Source organism: Streptomyces sp. NPDC029139, from assembly GCF_055564335.1.
The window spans coordinates 496,086-512,055 of record NZ_JBVHWN010000003.1; the positions used below are offsets into that span (position 1 = coordinate 496,086).

Sequence of the window (15,970 nt, forward strand, 5' to 3'; positions counted from 1 at the left end):
CGACGGTCGACGGTCGACGGTCGGCGAACGGCGGTCGGCGGTCGGCGAACGGATCAAGTGCTCACCGCGCTCTGGTTCTCCAGTCGGGCCGGGACAGGGTCGTCCAGGCCCGCAGCCCCCACTCGGCCGGCCCGTACGGATGGCGGCCGAGCCACCAGCGGGCGGCCACCGCCTGGACGGCGAACAGCGTCAGGGCGATCGCGGTGACGCCCGTGGGCGGCACGCGGCCGACGAGTCCCGCTCCATAACCGGTGAACAGCAGGGCGCACACCATTGACTGGGTCAGGTAGTGGGTCAGCGTCATCCGGCCGGCCGGGGCCAGCGCCCCGATCACGGTCCCGCCGTGCCGTCCGTTCGCGAGGCGCAGGACGGTGGCCGCGTACGCGGCGGCCAGAAGCGGCGCCGTGACGACATCGACGGCCACGGCCAGGATGTGGTACGCCGTCGACGGATGGGCGAGGCTGGCGTGGGCATAGACCACCGCGCCGCCGAGTCCCACGGTGAAGCCCCCGACCTGAAGCCTCCTCAGCAGACGGCCGTGACCGGTGATGTCGCGCAGCATCTGGGTCCTGCCCGCGGCGAGGCCGAGGAAGAAGGCGGCCAGTGCCGCCGGCGCCTGGAAGAACGCCAGCATGAACACGACGTCGGGCAGCTGGTCCAGATGCGTCGAGACGACCGAGGCGGCGTCGCCCCGCAGGGCTTCGGTGGCCCGGGCGGCGTCGGCCGCCGCCGACGCCTCGTCCAGCCCGGCGTCGGCCGCGTCGGCCGACCACAGCGCGAGGGCGAGGAGCGCGTACGCGGCAGCGGTGACGCCGAACAGCACGACGGCGGTGCGCACGGCGGTGCGGGGCCGGATGCGGTGGAAGACCAGCAGGATCAGCCCGAGGACGGCGTACGTGGTGAGGATGTCGCCGGGGAACAGCACGACGGCGTGGACCACCCCCAGGAGGAACAGTCCGGCCAGGCGCCGCAGGAACCGCGGGACGAACCGCGCCCGGGCGCGTGTCGCGGAGGCGAGCTGCAGGGTGAACGCGTAGCCGAACAGGAACGAGAACAGCAGGAAGAACTTCGCCTCGAAGAACGTCGCCACCACCGCCCGCACCGCACCGTCGAGCGGGCCCTCGAAGCCGGGGTCCTCCACGCCGGTGCCGTGGTAGGCGGAGGCCAGATAGGTGATGTTCACCATCAGAATGCCGAGCAGGGCGAATCCGCGCAGTGCGTCGACGGCCCCGAGCCGCCCCACGAGACCTTCGCGCACGGCGGTTGGTCCGGTCGTGCTGGTCATGCCGCCCCCTCCCCGGACACCGGGCGCCGGAGGAACCGCGCCTGATCGGCCAGGAAGCCGGCGGTGTACAGCTTCCGGGGCGCGAGGACGGCGGTCGGCGTCAGGCGCCACCGCGAGCTCTCCACCGCGTGGTCGACCAGCGAATGGGCGGCGTCGGGGTAGCGCGCCACCGTCAGAGAGGCCGCCGGAAGGATCTCGCGGTAGGCGGCTTCGGTCTCGGCGACGTCGACATGGACGTCATGACCGGCCAGCACCAGCAGGACCGGCGTCCCGCGCATGGCGCGCAGGTCCGCGGTCGCGTCCGAGCGGTAGTTCCTGGCGATGAAGGACCACCTGGCCGCGGTCGTGCCGCCCACGTCACCGACCGCGGCGCGGTATTCGGCGTAGGACGCCCCGCGGTCCAGCAGGGCCAGAGTGGTCTCCCGCCTGCGCAGCGCCGCGTCGTGCTCCTCGGCGCCGGCGCCGTCCCGGCGCAGTTCGGCCAGGAGGTTGTAGCGCCCCTGCCGCAGCCAGTTGACGGCCGGGGAGACCGCGACGACGAACTGCAGACGCCGGTCCGCCGCGGCGACCTTGGGCAGGACCCAGCCCGCCTGGCTCGCTCCCCACAGGCCGATGCGGCGGCCGTCGACGTCCGGACGGCCACGGGCCCAGGCCACCGCGGCCAGGGTCTCCTCCGCCCGGTCCGCCATGCTCTGCCGCAGCCAGTCGCCCTCCGAGCCGCCGACCCCGGGCTTGCTGAACGACAGCGAGGCGTACCCGGCTCGGGCGAACGACTCCCACAACGGCCGGTAGAACGTCTCGTGCGTCGCGTCGACCGGACCGTCCCCGTGCACGAAGACGACCAGGCCGAAAGGCCCGTCGCCCGTCTCGGGCATCGCCAGCACCCCGTCGAGCAGCATTCCGTCGTGTCGCAACGACACCTTCTCCTCACGCAGCGCGTAGGTGTTCTGCACCACCACCACGCCGGCGAGTCCGGCACTCACCAGCAGGACCACCGCCAGCGCCCACACCGCCCACCGCACTCTGCGCCGCCCCGGCGCACGACGTATCGCGACCATGCCCATCCCCCAAATCGTTCGTTCTCAGAACGCTCGTATGGAGAGTGAGCGTAATACACTCGTACGAGAATGGTGAGTCGGCGTACGGAGGGGCGGCATGGAGACGACGGTGGGAACGGACCCGGCGGCGAACGGCGGGGGGCTGGTTGTGCGCCAGGAGGTACCCGAGGGCAGCGAGGAGCGGGTGGCGGAGCTCTACTGGGAGGCGTTCGGCCGCAAGCTCGGCCCGGCGCTCGACCCACCGGAGGTGGGACGGGCGTTCATCGCGGCCCATCTGCAGCACGACCGGGGCATCACCGCGCTCACGGACGGCCGGGTGGTCGGCGTGGCGGGCTACCGCCTCGGCGACCGGGCGCTCACCGGCGGCGGCGCGAGGGACGTCCTGTCGACCTACGGCCCGCTCCGCGGCCTGCCACGGCTGGTGCTCCTCACCCTCTTCGAGCGGGAACCGGCCGAGGGTGAACTGGTCATGGACGGTATCGCCGTCGATGCGGCGCACCGCGGTCGCGGCATCGGTAGCCTGCTGCTGCGGGAGATGGCGGCGCTCGCCGCCGGCCACGGCTGCCGGCGGATCCGGCTGGACGTCATCGACGTCAACCCCCGCGCCGCGGCACTCTACGAACGGCACGGCTTCACCGCCGTCCGCACCGAGAAAACCCCCTACCTGCGCGGTCTGATGGGCTTCGGCGCCGTCACGACCATGCACCGCCAGGTCACCCGAGCGGACGCGCCGGGCGCGAGAGAGGCACGATGAACACCAGCGCCACCGACCGCACCACCGACCACGCCACCGACGCCGACGGCGGGCCCGAGGGTCCGGACATCCCCACCCGGCTGCTGGTGCACGCCCTCGTCCGCGAGGACGGCACCGTCGACGCGAGCGAGCTCTACACCGTCGCCGGCCTTCTCCACATGACCGACCAGCAGGTGCGGCTGTGCGTCAAACGCCTCGTCGACGAGGGCCGTTTCACGCAGGAAGGACGCGGACGCAAAGCAACCCTCCGCGCCGTCGCCGACGTCACCGGATCCCTGGCGCCGAACGCCGCCTACGTCCGGCACGCCTACCGACAGGACGCCGGGCTCGCTCCGTGGGACGGCACATGGCATCTGTTCGGCTTCGCGATCCCCGAAGCCCGTCGCGCCGCCCGCGACACCCTGCGCGAGAGCCTCCTCCACGTCGGCGCCGCGCCCGTTCAGAGCGGCCTGTACGTCACCGCCAACCCCGTCACGGAACTCGTCGAGGCCCAGGCCCGCCACCTCGGCGTGCTCGACGGCCTGACCTGCCTGACCACCACCGACCTGCGGATCGGAAGGACCACCGACCCCCAGGAGCTGGCCGCCACGCTGTGGCCTCTCGACGAGATCGCCGCCCGCCACAGGCGGCTCGCGTCCTTCGCCGAGTCCCACCTCACCCGGCTCGCTCGGGGACACGAACCCTCGGACGCCGAGCGGCTCGCGACGGCCATCGCACTCGCCGCCCACTTCACCGCCGCCATGACCCCTGACCCCCTCCTGCCGCCCGAACTCCTGCCCGCCCTCTGGCCGGGCAGCGAAGCCCGCCGCCTGGCCGCCGACTGCTGGCGACACCTCCGCGAGACCCGGGCGACCGGCACCGGCCCCGAGCTGCGACTCTTCGCGCTGTACGCCGACGCGCTGGACGCGTGAGCCGACCCGGTGTACCCGTCCGAGAGCACGCGGCGCGCGACGGACCGATCCTCGACGAGGATCAGCCGATGCGCCTCCTCGCTCACCTCTGGGCGTCGTCGCCGGGCCCGCACACCGCCCGTTCACCGGCATCCTCCCGCACCGTGGCATGCCGGAAGGCTTTCGCACCGTGGCATGCCGGAAGGCTTCGGCCGCCCGGGCGGCGGCGATACTGATCGGGACAGTCGCCCCCACCGCCGAACAGGCTGCGGATGCGGCCCTGGCCGCGGGTGACACACCGTCGATGACTCCGAGGGGAGCCGTTCATGACCACGGCGAAAGACCTGTTCATCGTCGCCATGGAGCCGAGGCCGGAGCGGGCCGTGGGACAGGGCGACCTGTCGCTCGCGCTCGCGGGAGCCGAGCTGATCGATCTCCTCGCGGCGGGAGCCATCACGGTGGATGGCTCCCGTATCGTGCCGGGCGAGTCGCCGGCTCCGGACGATCGGCTCCTCGGCGAGGCTGCGACACGGCTCGGTCGGCAGACGCCCTACGAGCGGATCGAGGACTGGCTGTGGCGCCGGGGCCGAGACCTCTCGGCCGCGTACCAGGCCGCCCTGGAGGCGGACGGTGACCTGACCCGGAAGCGACGCGGCGGATCGCTCTTCGGCTCGGATCGCGTGGAAACGGTCGATACGCCCACTCGCCGCCGGGCAGCCGGCCGCTGGGACCGGAAGGAACCCGTTCTGACCGCCCTCGCCTCGGCCGTGGGCATCGACGGCGGACTGTCCGACGACGAGCCCGGCTTCGACGACGAGGCGGTGACCACCGTGGTCGCCGCCGTCCACGATGCCGTGATGGAGCTGGAGGCCGCGCGCCAGAGGCGAACCATCGAGAACACGGCCTTCGCCAACCTCTGGCGGGCGCCGTGAGCCCGCCGCGGGGACGATGACCAGGGCCGCCACGTCACGGACCTCCAGGCGCCCCCGTCCTCGCCCGGGGGTCTCCCGCCCCGGTGTCATGTCGCGGTTCCTGGCGGCAGGCGTGGCCGGCTCCCGGGGTGTCCCGCCCCGGTGTCAGGTCGCGGCGGGGGCCCTTCTGGGGGCAGGCGTGGCCGGCGGTTCCTGCTGGTAGAAGATGTCGATGTCCACCTCTTCACCCCCGACGACGAGGGTGTCCCAGGCTCCGCTCTCCCACAGGGTGCGCAGAGTCTCCGACCTGAGTGTCTCCAGGTGGTTCCGCAGGGTCGCGTCGTCGGGCATTCCGGGAAGGCGTGATGCCAATCGGTCGCGGATTCCCCGCAGCCGTTCCATGAACGCGTCGATGTCCGCGCCCCGGTCCACGTCCTTCCTGTCCGGGCCCGTCCCTTCGGACTCCTCGATGCTCTGTGCGATCTTCTCCTTGATCGCGCAGCTGACGCCGTTCTCGTCGGTGGTGATCATCGTGTTCCAGGCCCGGCTCTTGTGCCGGTACTGGAGCATGGACATGGCCGCTTCGTGGCGTGCGAAGTCGGCGTCCCGGAAGGGCCTGCCGGTCCATGCGCCGTTGAGGGAACGGGCCAGCGAAATGGCGGAGCCCAGTCCGCTGTTGAGCCCGCGTCCCGGCCAGAAGTGGATGGCGTTGGCGGCGTCGCCGAGCAGGAACCCGTAAGAGCCGGGAGAGGTCGACGTGGCCGCGCGGAGCCGGGTGGTGAACCTGGGCCGCTGGACCATGTCGAGCCGGAAGGCCGTGACGGCGCTCAGGTCCTTCTCGGCGACGCCGAACAGCGCCAGCCCCTCCAGCACCCGCTTCCACAGCGCCGAACCCCTGACCATGGCGGGCAGGAAGAGCGTGCTGTGCGTCGAGCACTGGAAGTCGCCGTGATCGTCCCGCCCCATGACGCACGGGCGTGAGGCGATGCAGTCCTCGAACACATGCCGGACCGGATCGATACCGACCACCTCCGCGGCCTCGGCATCGGTGAGCCGCATGTTCAGAAACCCCTCGCCGCGAAGGGCGTTGAGGAGGAAGCGGTTCTGCGCCACGGTCAGCAGGACCGTCATGGGATCCGTCAGAGTCGACTTCACGCGCAGGCCCAGGACGACGTCCTGAATATGCTGACCGTGCAGCGAGTAGATGGACTTGTCGGCGTTGCCGAACCTGTCGGTGAAATACTCCCGCGTTCGGGAGCGGCCGCCCTCGCAAACAGCGAGCACATGGTCCTTCGACTCCGCCTTCTGGTGCTCCGCCGGGTCGAACACGGCCGGAACCAGCCGGATACGGTCCGGCTTTTCGTTGGCCAATTCGAGGAGAGTGTCCTCGATGTAGGAGATCCGAAGGTTCCTCGGGTTGTAGCCGCGGAGCGAATCGGGCCCGACCGGCCACATTTCGGTGTACGCGTCTGCGCGGAACAGCCGTTCCTGCACCTCTTCGGGGAGGTTCAGGTACTGGCGGCTCTGCACGGTGACGACCTGCTGCCGCCTGACGTTGCCCTGCCCTTCGCTCTTCCAGACGACCTTCGCCCCGTCCTGGACCCAGCGACCGTCGTACACGGTGATGGCCACGCGTCGGCCCATGAGGTGTTCGAGGAGCAGAGCGAAGCTCAGGCCGACGGGACCGCCACCCGAAACGGTGACGTTCAGCACGGGCGCCGCCTCCAGGGTCGCCCGGGAGGGAGTGAGCGGCCGCAGCACGGAGAGGTCGATGATGGTTTCCATCGCATCGGCCGCTTCGAAGCGGAACGTCTCGGTTCCGATCTCGACCAGATCCCCGGGCTGCAATTCCTGCGACGTCACACGCGCCCCGTTGACCCGCGTGCCATTACTGCTGCCGCTGTCGTACACCACGAATCCGTGGCGCTCACGACGCACCTCCGCATGAAAGCGTGAGACGTTTCCCCCTGTTATCACCACACTGTTGTCGCCGTGGCGGCCCAGGGTCAACGGAGTGCCGCCGATGGGGAACTGCTGTCCTGCCAGAGAGCCTTGCTGGCCAACGAGCCGAGGTGGCATGGGTCACCCAATTCCATGAGTCACGGATCCGATGACGAAATGCGAAACCGGTCACCAGACGAAAGCTCCCTGCGTCACACACCACGAGTCGACCGGTACGCAGGGCAATCCTAATCGGGGCACGAGGCCGCTGAGAAGGCATGCGGACTGACCGGTCATCACCCTGTTCCCATTCCGTGAAAATGTAACGCCGGAGGCCCCGACAGGGGCTGCTGAGTCGGATGGGAAGGCTGCGCCGGACACGGCCACGTGTGACAACAAAAGCGGGGTGGCGGAAAATCGGTGACCGCGCGTGGTGTCAGAAAAAGGGCCGTCCTGCCACGAACCTCCCAGGCGTGTGTGCCCTCCCCTCGGCGGGCGTCACGCTTCAGGCCCTTCGACGGTCCCTCTTGTTCAGGAAGTGGCGCAACTTCGTCACCGGCCACGTATTGATGACGTCGTCCGGCGTCAGCCAACCGCGCTGTGCCGTGGCCACCCCGTAACGCATGTACGGCAGGTGCGTGGTGGCGTGCGCGTCGGAGTTCACCGCGAACTTCACGCCGTGCCGTCTGGCGCGCAGGATGTCCTCGTCGCACAGGTCGAGCCGCTCGGGATGCGCGTTGATCTCCAGGGCGGTCCCCGTGGCCGCGCAGGCGCCGGAGACCGCGTCGAAGTCGGCGTCGATGCCCGGCCGTCTGCCGATCCGGCGCGTCGTGGGATGGCCGATGACGGAGACGTACGGGTTCTCGCAGGCACGGATGAGCCGGCGGGTGAGTTCCGCCCTGCTCTGGTCGAAGTGGGAGTGGACCGAGGCCACGCAGATGTCGAAGCCCGCGAGGAACTCGTCGGGCCAGTCCAGTGAGCCGTCCGGACCGATGTTGAGTTCCGTGCCGTGCAGCAGCCGCATCCTGTGGTGCACGCCGTCGAGTGCGCGTACCCGCTCGCGCTGGGCGAGGATCTTCTCGTCGGTCATGCGCTGCATGTACAGGTTCGGCGCATGGTCGGTGACGGCGTAATAGGCGTATCCGCGGGCGGCAGCGGCGGCGATCATGTCCTCCAGAGGAGCCAGCCCGTCGGTGAGGTCGGTGTGGGTGTGCAGATCGCCGCGGATCTCCTTGTCGGTCAGCAGCTCGGGGAGTTCTCCGCGCAACCCTGCCGCGATCTCTCCGCGGTCCTCGCGCAGCGTCGGCGGGATCCAGGGCAGTCCGAGCCTCTCGTAGATCGCTTCCTCCGTCTCCGAAGTGATGCTCTCGCCGCTCTCGGCGTCGAACAGCCCGTACTCGGACAGCTTGAGGCCATGGCGCGACGCGAGTTCGCGCGTGCGGATGTTGTGCGCCTTGGAGCCGGTGAAATATTGCAGTCCCGCGCCCCAGGAGTCCGGGGGGACGACCCGTAGGTCCACCTGAAGACCGGTGACGGTCCGCACGGAGGTCTTCTTCTCCCCGTGCGCGATGATTTCGGCCGTGTGCGGCAGGGCGGCGAAGGCATCCATGAACGGGGCCGACCGGCGCGCCGCCACCAGGATGTCGATGTCGCCGATGGTCTCCTTCATACGGCGCAGGGAGCCGGCGTACGTGCAGCGGACGCAGCCGCGGATGTCCGACAGCTCCGCGACGAGCTGCTCGGCGAGGTCCATGGCGGCGCTGACGAGGATCCGGCCCTCTCCGGCCTTCCGCAAAACGGAGATGCCGTGCAGGATGTTCTTCTCGGTCCGCTCCCCGAAGCCCTTCAGGTCGCGCAGCCGTTCCTGCCGGATGGCGTCGGTCAGCTGGTCGACGGTGGTGACGCCCAGTTCCTCGGAGAGGACCATGGCCTTGCGGGGCCCGAGCCCCGGAATCGCGATCAGCTCGCGAACTCCGGCCGGCAGGGACGTCCGCGCCTCGTCGACGACGGACATGCGGCCGGTCCGCAGGTACTCCACGATCTTGTCGGCGACGGACTTTCCGACGTGAGGAATCTCGAGGAGGCCCTTCGCGTCCAGTGTCGAGACGTCGTGCGGGTGGCCGGCGACGGCACGCGCGGCCTTCTCGTAGGCGCGCGCCTTGAACGCCTCCCCGCCTCGTATCGCGATGAGGTCGGCGTACTCCTGAAGCAGCGCCCCGACCTGGTCGTTGGCTCGGGCCATGCCTCCAGGGTGCCTCGCGCGCACCGGGCGGGCACGCCGGCCGCCGCCGCGCCTCCGGCGCAGGGACCCGTCGTCGTCCCCCACCGGAGCGGAGCCACAGCCGCGGCGGGCGAGGGCGCTCCGGCGACGACTGGGACCGTGGTTCCCCTGTAGTGCCCGTGTGGTGTCCCGATAGGTTCACTAAGCTGTCGCGGTTGGGGCCCGGCCGCCCCTGCGTCGCGCAGTGACGGATAGCGTTCCTGACGTCGGGGTCGCACGTCCGTGCGGCGCCGACCATGCACCTTTCTTTCCGCTTTGACGACTCCACGGGGGTACGGCGACATGACCATGCGACGAGACGGCATGCCGGGTGACAGATTCTCCCGACGGCGTGCCCTCCGGCTGGCCGGCGGCGGTCTCACGCTGGCCGTGCTGACGGCGGGGGCGGCCGGTTGTCGTGAGGACGGCTCCGATGCCGGTGGCTCCGGGGGGGCCGATCCGGTCGGCGGAGACAAGCCGGCCCGGGGCGGCGTCAAGGACGGCCAGGCTCCTGAGCCGCTGTGGACCAGGACGACATCCGCCCAGACCTACGGCGACAACGACGAGCTCGTGGCCGCCGGCGGTGTGGTGATCGCCAGCGGTGCTCCCCTGGTCGCGCTGGACGCGGCGTCGGGCAAGGAGCGGTGGTCGCTGGAGGACGGCGCGACCCCCGGGGCACCGATGCTGCTCGGCGACGGCACGCTGTACCTGGCCAGCGCCGCATACGACGGCACCGTCGCCGGCTACGACCCCGCCTCGGGCAAGCAGACCTGGCGCAGCCACCTGGGCAAGGAATACCGGCAACCGAGACCGATCGCGGTGGACGACGATCAGGTGTACGTCATCGCCGAGATCCAGGAGGCCGACGGCTCGTCGAAGACCAACGTCATCGCCGCGCTGAACAGCGGTACGGGCAGAGTGGCGTGGAAGGAACAGCGCGACTTCGGCACCGAGCAGAACGGTATCCACGCCCATGCCGAGGGTCGCCACCTCGTGTACACCGACTTCAAGAAGAACCTGACGGTGCGCGACACCGCCACCGGCAAGCAGGTGTGGACGCACAAGACCGCCAAGACCAACTACGGCTTCTTCGCCGTGTACAAGGATCTGGTGATCGTTCCGCAGGGACCGAATCTTCTGGCTTTCGGCCTGGCCGACGGCTCGGCGAAGTGGTCGGTGAAGACCGCCGAGAGCTACGTCGCTTTCAAGGAGCCGGCCGTCCTGGAGGACGTGCTCTACATCGCCGACAGCGACCGCACGATGCGTGCCCTCGACCCGCGTACGGGCAAGGAGATCTGGCGGTCGACGGCGCTCGCCGACGCGAATCTCACGGTGCCTCGGCAGTACGTGAAGGTGGGCGATGTCCTGTACGCGGCCACAGACCTGGACGAGCGGGGTGGCGTGACAGCCATCGACGCGAAGACCGGTGCCGTGCGATGGACGTTCAACGACAAGACCGGTGACTATCACGCGTGGCTGGTGGCCACGGACGGGCAGCACGTGTTCGCCCTGCACGGCAAGAAACTGCACGCGCTGCCCGCCTGACACGTGGTGTAGCGGAGCCGGCCGGCCGCCGGCTCGCCGTCATGACCGCGCGGTGGTCGACCGGCGCCGGCTCGTACTCGCCCCGCTCGTCCACACCGAGGGGACCTCGACCGGCCCGGTCAGCCCAGGAAGCTCAACCGCACCTGACGTTCGGGGTTGTCCTTGTTCGTGTCCACGAGACACACCGACTGCCAGGTGCCGAGCGCCAGTTCCCCGTTGATGACCGGGAGGGTCGCGTGGGGCGGGACGATGGCCGGCATCACGTGATCGCGTCCGTGCCCCCGGCTTCCGTGGCGGTGCTGCCAGCGTTCGTCGGCGGGGAGCAGGTGGTGAAGAGCTGTCAGCAGGTCGTCGTCGCTCCCCGCGCCGGTCTCGATCAGCGCCACACCCATGGTCGCGTGCGGTGCGAAGACGTTCAGGAGTCCGTCCCGCCCCTGCGCGACGTCCGCCAGGAAGGAGACGCACTCCTGGGTGAGGTCGTAGACCGTCTCTGCAGCACCGGTGGTGACGTCCAGGGTGCGGGTCTCGAATCCGTGGCTCATGTCTCCATGGTGGCTGACCGAGCGGTCGGCTCAAAGTCACACGCGGACGAGTACGGCAGCGGGGCGGACGAAGCCGGCGGCGGGGCGGGTTCCGGGAAGATCTCGGGCCTCGACCTCGTTAGTGGAATCGTGAACGATTTCGGGATGCGGGATGTGGACGTCGTCGTCATCGGTGCCGGACAGGCGGGGCTGTCGGCCGCCTACCACCTGCGGCGCACCGGTCTGGAGCCGGACCGGGACTTCGTCGTGCTCGACCACGCCCCTCGCCCCGGCGGCGCCTGGCAGTTCCGCTGGCCCTCGCTCACCTACGGCAAGGTGCACGGGATGCACGCGCTGCCCGGGATGGAGCTGACCGGTGCCGACGAGCGCCGGCCGTCCTCCGAGGTGATCGGCGCGTACTTCACGGCGTACGAGGAGCGCTTCGACCTGCGCGTCCACCGGCCGGTGGAGGTGCGTGCCGTCCGTGAGGGCGAGGGCGGGCGCCTGCGCGTGGAGACCTCGGAAGGGACGTACGCGACGCGCGCGCTGATCAACGCCACCGGTACGTGGGACCGGCCGTTCTGGCCCCGCTACCAGGGCCAGGAGACGTTCCGCGGCCGCCAGCTGCACACGGCGAACTACCCCGGACCGGAGGAGTTCGCGGGGCAGCGGGTGATCGTCGTCGGCGGCGGGGCCTCCGGGACCCAGCATCTGATGGAGATCGCCGAGGTCGCGGCGGAGACGACCTGGGTGACCCGGCGCGAGCCCGTCTACCGCGAGGGGCCGTTCGGCGAGATGGAGGGCCGGGCCGCCGTCGCCCTGGTCGAGGAGCGCGTACGGCGGGGGTTGCCGCCGCAGAGTGTCGTCTCCGTCACCGGTCTGCCCCTCACGGACGCGATCAGGAGCGCGCGCGAGCAGGGCGTCCTGGACCGCAACCCCATGTTCGACCGCATCACCCCGACCGGTGTGGCATGGGCCGACGGCCGGACCGTGGACGCGGACGTGATCCTCTGGGCGACCGGGTTCCGCGCCGCGATCGACCACTTGTCCCCGCTCAGGCTGCGGGAGCCGGGGGGCGGCATCCGGGTGGAGGGCACGCGCGCGGTACGCGACGAGCGCGTCCATCTGGTCGGCTACGGTCCCTCGGCCTCCACGATCGGCGCCAACCGGGCGGGGCGTGCGGCCGTCGGCGAGATCCGCCGCCTCCTGGACCGGTCGCCTGTCCCCAGCGCCTGAGGCGTCACCCCGTCTTCGCCGCCCGCCGGTGGGCGTTGAACTCGGCGACGTTCGCCTGGTGTTCCGCGTAGTCGGCGGTGAAGCGGGTGTCCCCCGGCCGTACGGTCACGAAGTACAGCCAGTCGCCCTTCGCCGGGTCGATCGACGCCGTCATGGCCTGCTCTCCCGGGTTCCCGATGGGGGTCGGCGGCAGTCCGGTGCGTTCGTAGGTGTTGTACGGGCTGTCGATCCTGGTGTCCTCGTGGGTGGTGTCCACGGTCGAACGGCCCAGGGCGTAGTTGATCGTCGAGTCCATCTGGAGGGCCATCCCGCGGGCGAGGCGGTTGTGGACGACCCGGGCGACCTTGCCCATGTCCTCGGCGGTGTCGGCCTCGGCCTGCACGATGCTCGCGACGATCACCGTCTGGTGCACGCTCAGGCCGTGACGCTGGGCGCCCGCGCCGATGTGTTCGGCGCCGAAGCGCTTGCCCGCCGTCTCGACCATGTAGCGGAGCAGGCTCTCGGGGGTGGTCGAGGAGGTGACGGGGTACGTCGCCGGGAAGAGATAGCCCTCAGGATTGCCTCCCGCACCCCCGGGCAGGGCGAGTCCGGTGGCCGGGGCGGCCGCGGCGCGCCGGGTGGTGCCTTCGGGGAGTGCGAGGGAGCGGTCGACCGCCGCGTACACCTGGCCCGCCCGCCAGCCCTCCGGGATCACCAGGGTCCGCTGTTCCTCCGGGGCGGGCTCGTCCTCACCGAGGAGCAGCAGCGGCACGGCGATCGCCGCCGCCACCGCGAGGGCGGCTCCGAGGAGCAGCGCGAGTTTGCCCCGGCGGGTGAGCCGGGGGCGACGGCGGCGGTGTGCGGGCTGCCAGGACCGGTACGTCATGGCCGCACGCTAACCCCGCCCGCCCGGGAAACCGCGCAGCCCGCACACGCGGCGGCGCCGCCGGCCCCCTGGGACGGGGGGCCGACGGCGCCGTGCACTGCGTGTGCCGGTCGGGCCAGGGTCAGACGAGCCAGCCCAGGAAGTGGACGACGCCGGCGAGCAGGTTGGTGATGACGTTCATGGTGGTGCTTTCTCCTTGTGCCAAGTGCATCTGTGGGACAGTGCGCGGTCGCGGTCTGCAGCCCGTCGCTTGCGCACCGTCATCGTCTGCCGCCGCAGAGGAGCGGATCAATGAAAACGGGGACGATCACACGTTCTGGGGAACAACCGCTCCCACGTTCGTGTGTTCGTCCCGGCGCACCAGCGCCGCGTACCGGCCGTTCCGTGCGAGCAGTTCCGTATGCGTGCCGCGCTCGGCGATCCGGCCGGCTTCGAGGACGACGATCTGGTCGGCGTCCCGGACGGTGGAGAGCCGGTGGGCGATGGTGATGGTCGTGCGGCCGGCGGAGAGCGCGTCGATGGCCTGCTGCACGGCGTGTTCCGTACGGGTGTCCAGCGCGCTGGTCGCCTCGTCGAGGATGAGCACGGGCGGGTCGCGCAGGATGGTCCGGGCGATCGCGAGGCGCTGCTTCTCGCCGCCCGAGAAGCGGTAGCCGCGCTCGCCGACGAGGGTGTCGTAGCCGTCGGGCAGCGAGGCGATGTGGTCGTGGATCTGGGCGGCGCGGGCGGCGGCCTCGATCTCCTCGTCCGTCGCGTCGGGCTTGGCGAAGCGCAGGTTGTCGCCGACGGAGGCGTGGAAGAGGTACGTCTCCTGGGAGACGACGCCGACCGCGCGGGCGAGGCTGTCGAAGTCCAGCTCACGGACGTCGACGCCGTCGAGCAGCACGCGTCCTTCGGTCACGTCGTAGAGCCGGGGCACCAGATAGCTGAGCGTGGACTTGCCGGATCCGGTCGGCCCGACGACGGCGAGACTGCCGCCGGCCGGGACGGTCAGGTCGATGGATTCGAGCGTCGCCGGGCCGGCGGTCTCGCCGTCGTAGTGGAAGCGGACGTTCTCGAACGTCACCTCACCGCTGATCTTCTCCAGCCGGACGGGCTCCGCGGGCTCGGTGATGTCGACGGGGAGGTCGAGGTACTCGAAGATCCGCTGGAAGAGGGCGAGGGAGGTCTGTATCTGGACACCCGTGGAGAGCAGGCTCACGGCGGGCCGGAACAGTCCCTGCTGGAGCGAGACGAAGGCGACCAGGGTGCCCAGGGAGATCGCCGGACCGCCCGCCTGCATGGCCAGGCCGGCGGCCCAGTAGATCAGCGCGGGCATGGCGGCCATGACGATGCCGATGGTGGACATCCGCCACCGTCCCGCCATGGAGGAGCGCACTTCGAGGTCGACGAGGCGCTCGGACTCCTCGGCGAAGGACCGGGTGAGCGAGTCGGCGCGGCCCATGGTCCGGCCGAGCAGGATGCCGCTGACGGAGAGCGACTCGGTGACGGTCGCGGCCATGGCGGCCATCTGCTTCTGGCGCTGCGTGGTGATCTTCTTGCGCTCGCGGCCGACGCGGCGGCTGATCCAGACGAAGACGGGGAGCAGGAGCAGCGAGACCACGGTGAGGCGCCAGTCCAGCACCAGCATGGCCACGACGGTGGCGACGACGGCGGTGAGGTTCGAGACGAGGGAGGTGGCGGTCGAGGTGACCGTCGCCTGCATCCCGCCGATGTCGTTGGCGATCCTGGACTGGACCTCGCCGGTGCGTGTCCGCGTGAAGAAGGCGAGCGGCATCCGCTGCAGCTGGGCGTAGACCGCGGTGCGCAGGTCGTGCATCACCCGCTGGCCGACGGTGGTGGAGATGAGGGTCTGGAGCACGCCGAAGACGCTGGTCATCACGGCGGTGAGGATCATGCCGAGGGCGAGCAGGCTGAGCAGCCCCGTGCGGCCCTGCGGGATCGCGGTGTCCAGGATCTCCTTGAGCAGGAACGGCGAGGCGACCGTCACCAGGGACGAGGCGCCGACGAGCAGCCCCACGACGGCGAGCCGGGAGCGGTAGGGACGGAAGAGCCGCAGGATGCGCCGCATCTGCGCGGGCTCCTCGGGCTGCGCGGGATCGCGCGGTGGAGGTGTCCAGTCGGACGCTTCATGGGGGCGCATGGGCTCCTACGAGTGACGAGGCGAGGCATGAGGGACGACAAAGGTCGAGTCGATCAGAGCATACCTCATTGTTACCTATACTCACAGTGAACATGGTCCTGATAGCGTGCCTCCATGAGCACCCCCGACGCCGACGGCCTCCTCGCCGAGCAGTTGCTGCGCCTCACCCGGCGGCTGCACCGCATCCACAAGCGGCACCTCGAGCCGCTCGGCATCACCCCGGCGCAGTCCCGGCTCCTGCGGACCGTCGCTCACTACGACCACGCGCCCCGGATGGCCGATCTCGCCGAGCGTCTGGAGGTCGTCCCCCGGGCCGTGACCAGCCTGGTGGACGGTCTGGAGGCCGCCGGCCGGGTGCGCCGCGTCGCCGATCCGACGAACCGCAGGGTGGTCCGGATCGAGCTCACCGACCCGGGACGCGCCACGCTGCGCGCGTTGCGAAGCGCCCGTCGGGCGGCCGCAGAGGACATCCTTGCTCCATTGACCGTCGATCAGCGCGAGGTGCTCGGAGGTCTGCTGTCCGCTCTGGTCGACCACGTGCCGGAGCGTCGCTGCTGACCG

13 protein-coding genes are annotated in these 15,970 nt (G+C 70.6%); 6 read left to right on the forward strand and 7 right to left on the reverse strand.

Going from position 1 to position 15,970, the window contains the following annotated elements:
* Positions 1-61: 61 nt before the first annotated feature.
* Complete coding sequence (locus ACZ4VW_RS10170; protein WP_467960477.1) at positions 62-1,285, reverse strand: DUF418 domain-containing protein; 1,224 nt, start codon at positions 1,283-1,285, stop codon at positions 62-64.
* On the reverse strand, positions 1,282-2,343 hold the full coding sequence (locus ACZ4VW_RS10175) for an alpha/beta hydrolase family protein (RefSeq protein WP_467960479.1): 1,062 nt from the start codon (positions 2,341-2,343) through the stop codon (positions 1,282-1,284). Before ACZ4VW_RS10175 ends, ACZ4VW_RS10170 begins: the two co-directional genes overlap by 4 nt.
* A 97-nt stretch (positions 2,344-2,440) precedes the next feature.
* Here ACZ4VW_RS10175 and ACZ4VW_RS10180 point away from each other — a divergent pair, with 97 nt between their 5' ends.
* The 3 genes from ACZ4VW_RS10180 to ACZ4VW_RS10190 all read left to right on the forward strand — a co-directional run bounded on the left by ACZ4VW_RS10180 (position 2,441) and on the right by ACZ4VW_RS10190 (position 4,919).
* Complete coding sequence (locus ACZ4VW_RS10180) at positions 2,441-3,097, forward strand: GNAT family N-acetyltransferase (RefSeq protein ID WP_467960481.1); 657 nt, start codon at positions 2,441-2,443, stop codon at positions 3,095-3,097.
* Positions 3,094-4,008 carry a PaaX family transcriptional regulator C-terminal domain-containing protein gene (locus ACZ4VW_RS10185; RefSeq protein ID WP_467960483.1) on the forward strand — a complete coding sequence of 305 codons (915 nt, stop codon included), beginning with the start codon at positions 3,094-3,096 and terminating at the stop codon, positions 4,006-4,008. The genes ACZ4VW_RS10180 and ACZ4VW_RS10185 overlap by 4 nt, the downstream gene beginning before the upstream one ends.
* Before the next feature lie 305 nt (positions 4,009-4,313).
* The gene (locus ACZ4VW_RS10190) at positions 4,314-4,919 is read left to right on the forward strand and encodes a GOLPH3/VPS74 family protein (protein ID WP_467960486.1); all 606 of its coding nucleotides are present in this window, start codon (positions 4,314-4,316) and stop codon (positions 4,917-4,919) included.
* 144 nt (positions 4,920-5,063) lie between these two features.
* Here the strand turns inward: ACZ4VW_RS10190 and ACZ4VW_RS10195 are convergent, their stop codons facing one another.
* Together ACZ4VW_RS10195 and polX are read right to left on the reverse strand one after the other, a co-directional pair.
* A complete protein-coding gene (locus tag ACZ4VW_RS10195; protein ID WP_467960488.1) occupies positions 5,064-6,977 on the reverse strand; it encodes an FHA domain-containing protein in 1,914 nt (637 codons plus the stop codon).
* 367 nt (positions 6,978-7,344) lie between these two features.
* Positions 7,345-9,081, reverse strand: a complete 1,737-nt coding sequence (gene polX / locus ACZ4VW_RS10200) for a DNA polymerase/3'-5' exonuclease PolX (RefSeq protein ID WP_467960490.1) — start codon at positions 9,079-9,081, stop codon at positions 7,345-7,347.
* A 321-nt stretch (positions 9,082-9,402) separates the two neighbouring features.
* On the opposite strand from polX, the gene ACZ4VW_RS10205 reads away from it, so the two are divergent.
* Entirely contained in the window at positions 9,403-10,644 is a 1,242-nt protein-coding gene (locus ACZ4VW_RS10205; protein WP_467960492.1) for an outer membrane protein assembly factor BamB family protein, read from the forward strand.
* Positions 10,645-10,763: 119 nt separating this feature from the next.
* Here the strand turns inward: ACZ4VW_RS10205 and ACZ4VW_RS10210 are convergent, their stop codons facing one another.
* Positions 10,764-11,186: a YjbQ family protein gene (locus ACZ4VW_RS10210; RefSeq protein ID WP_467960494.1), complete on the reverse strand. Its 423-nt coding sequence runs from the start codon at positions 11,184-11,186 to the stop codon at positions 10,764-10,766.
* A gap of 144 nt (positions 11,187-11,330) precedes the next feature.
* Between ACZ4VW_RS10210 and ACZ4VW_RS10215 the strand changes: the two genes are divergently transcribed.
* On the forward strand, positions 11,331-12,401 hold the full coding sequence (locus ACZ4VW_RS10215; RefSeq protein WP_467960818.1) for an NAD(P)-binding domain-containing protein: 1,071 nt from the start codon (positions 11,331-11,333) through the stop codon (positions 12,399-12,401).
* Between the two features lie 4 nt (positions 12,402-12,405).
* On the opposite strand, the gene mltG is transcribed toward ACZ4VW_RS10215, so the two are convergent.
* Complete coding sequence (gene mltG / locus ACZ4VW_RS10220) at positions 12,406-13,266, reverse strand: endolytic transglycosylase MltG (RefSeq protein ID WP_467960496.1); 861 nt, start codon at positions 13,264-13,266, stop codon at positions 12,406-12,408.
* A 307-nt stretch (positions 13,267-13,573) separates the two neighbouring features.
* The gene (locus tag ACZ4VW_RS10225; protein ID WP_467960498.1) at positions 13,574-15,409 is read right to left on the reverse strand and encodes an ABC transporter ATP-binding protein; all 1,836 of its coding nucleotides are present in this window, start codon (positions 15,407-15,409) and stop codon (positions 13,574-13,576) included.
* Positions 15,410-15,523: 114 nt separating this feature from the next.
* On the opposite strand from ACZ4VW_RS10225, the gene ACZ4VW_RS10230 reads away from it, so the two are divergent.
* On the forward strand, positions 15,524-15,967 hold the full coding sequence (locus ACZ4VW_RS10230; protein ID WP_467960500.1) for a MarR family winged helix-turn-helix transcriptional regulator: 444 nt from the start codon (positions 15,524-15,526) through the stop codon (positions 15,965-15,967).
* The last annotated feature ends 3 nt before the right edge of the window (positions 15,968-15,970 follow it).

What these genes read in the sequence shown, in the direction of transcription:
- ACZ4VW_RS10170 (WP_467960477.1), bottom strand. Translation starts at nt 1,285, where the DNA reads ATGACCAGCACGACCGGACCAACCGCCGTGCGCGAAGGTCTCGTGGGG.
- ACZ4VW_RS10175 (WP_467960479.1), bottom strand. Translation starts at nt 2,343, where the DNA reads ATGGTCGCGATACGTCGTGCGCCGGGGCGGCGCAGAGTGCGGTGGGCG.
- ACZ4VW_RS10180 (WP_467960481.1), top strand. Translation starts at nt 2,441, where the DNA reads ATGGAGACGACGGTGGGAACGGACCCGGCGGCGAACGGCGGGGGGCTG.
- ACZ4VW_RS10185 (WP_467960483.1), top strand. Translation starts at nt 3,094, where the DNA reads ATGAACACCAGCGCCACCGACCGCACCACCGACCACGCCACCGACGCC.
- ACZ4VW_RS10190 (WP_467960486.1), top strand. Translation starts at nt 4,314, where the DNA reads ATGACCACGGCGAAAGACCTGTTCATCGTCGCCATGGAGCCGAGGCCG.
- ACZ4VW_RS10195 (WP_467960488.1), bottom strand. Translation starts at nt 6,977, where the DNA reads ATGCCACCTCGGCTCGTTGGCCAGCAAGGCTCTCTGGCAGGACAGCAG.
- polX (WP_467960490.1), bottom strand. Translation starts at nt 9,081, where the DNA reads ATGGCCCGAGCCAACGACCAGGTCGGGGCGCTGCTTCAGGAGTACGCC.
- ACZ4VW_RS10205 (WP_467960492.1), top strand. Translation starts at nt 9,403, where the DNA reads ATGACCATGCGACGAGACGGCATGCCGGGTGACAGATTCTCCCGACGG.
- ACZ4VW_RS10210 (WP_467960494.1), bottom strand. Translation starts at nt 11,186, where the DNA reads ATGAGCCACGGATTCGAGACCCGCACCCTGGACGTCACCACCGGTGCT.
- ACZ4VW_RS10215 (WP_467960818.1), top strand. Translation starts at nt 11,331, where the DNA reads ATGCGGGATGTGGACGTCGTCGTCATCGGTGCCGGACAGGCGGGGCTG.
- mltG (WP_467960496.1), bottom strand. Translation starts at nt 13,266, where the DNA reads ATGACGTACCGGTCCTGGCAGCCCGCACACCGCCGCCGTCGCCCCCGG.
- ACZ4VW_RS10225 (WP_467960498.1), bottom strand. Translation starts at nt 15,409, where the DNA reads ATGCGCCCCCATGAAGCGTCCGACTGGACACCTCCACCGCGCGATCCC.
- ACZ4VW_RS10230 (WP_467960500.1), top strand. Translation starts at nt 15,524, where the DNA reads ATGAGCACCCCCGACGCCGACGGCCTCCTCGCCGAGCAGTTGCTGCGC.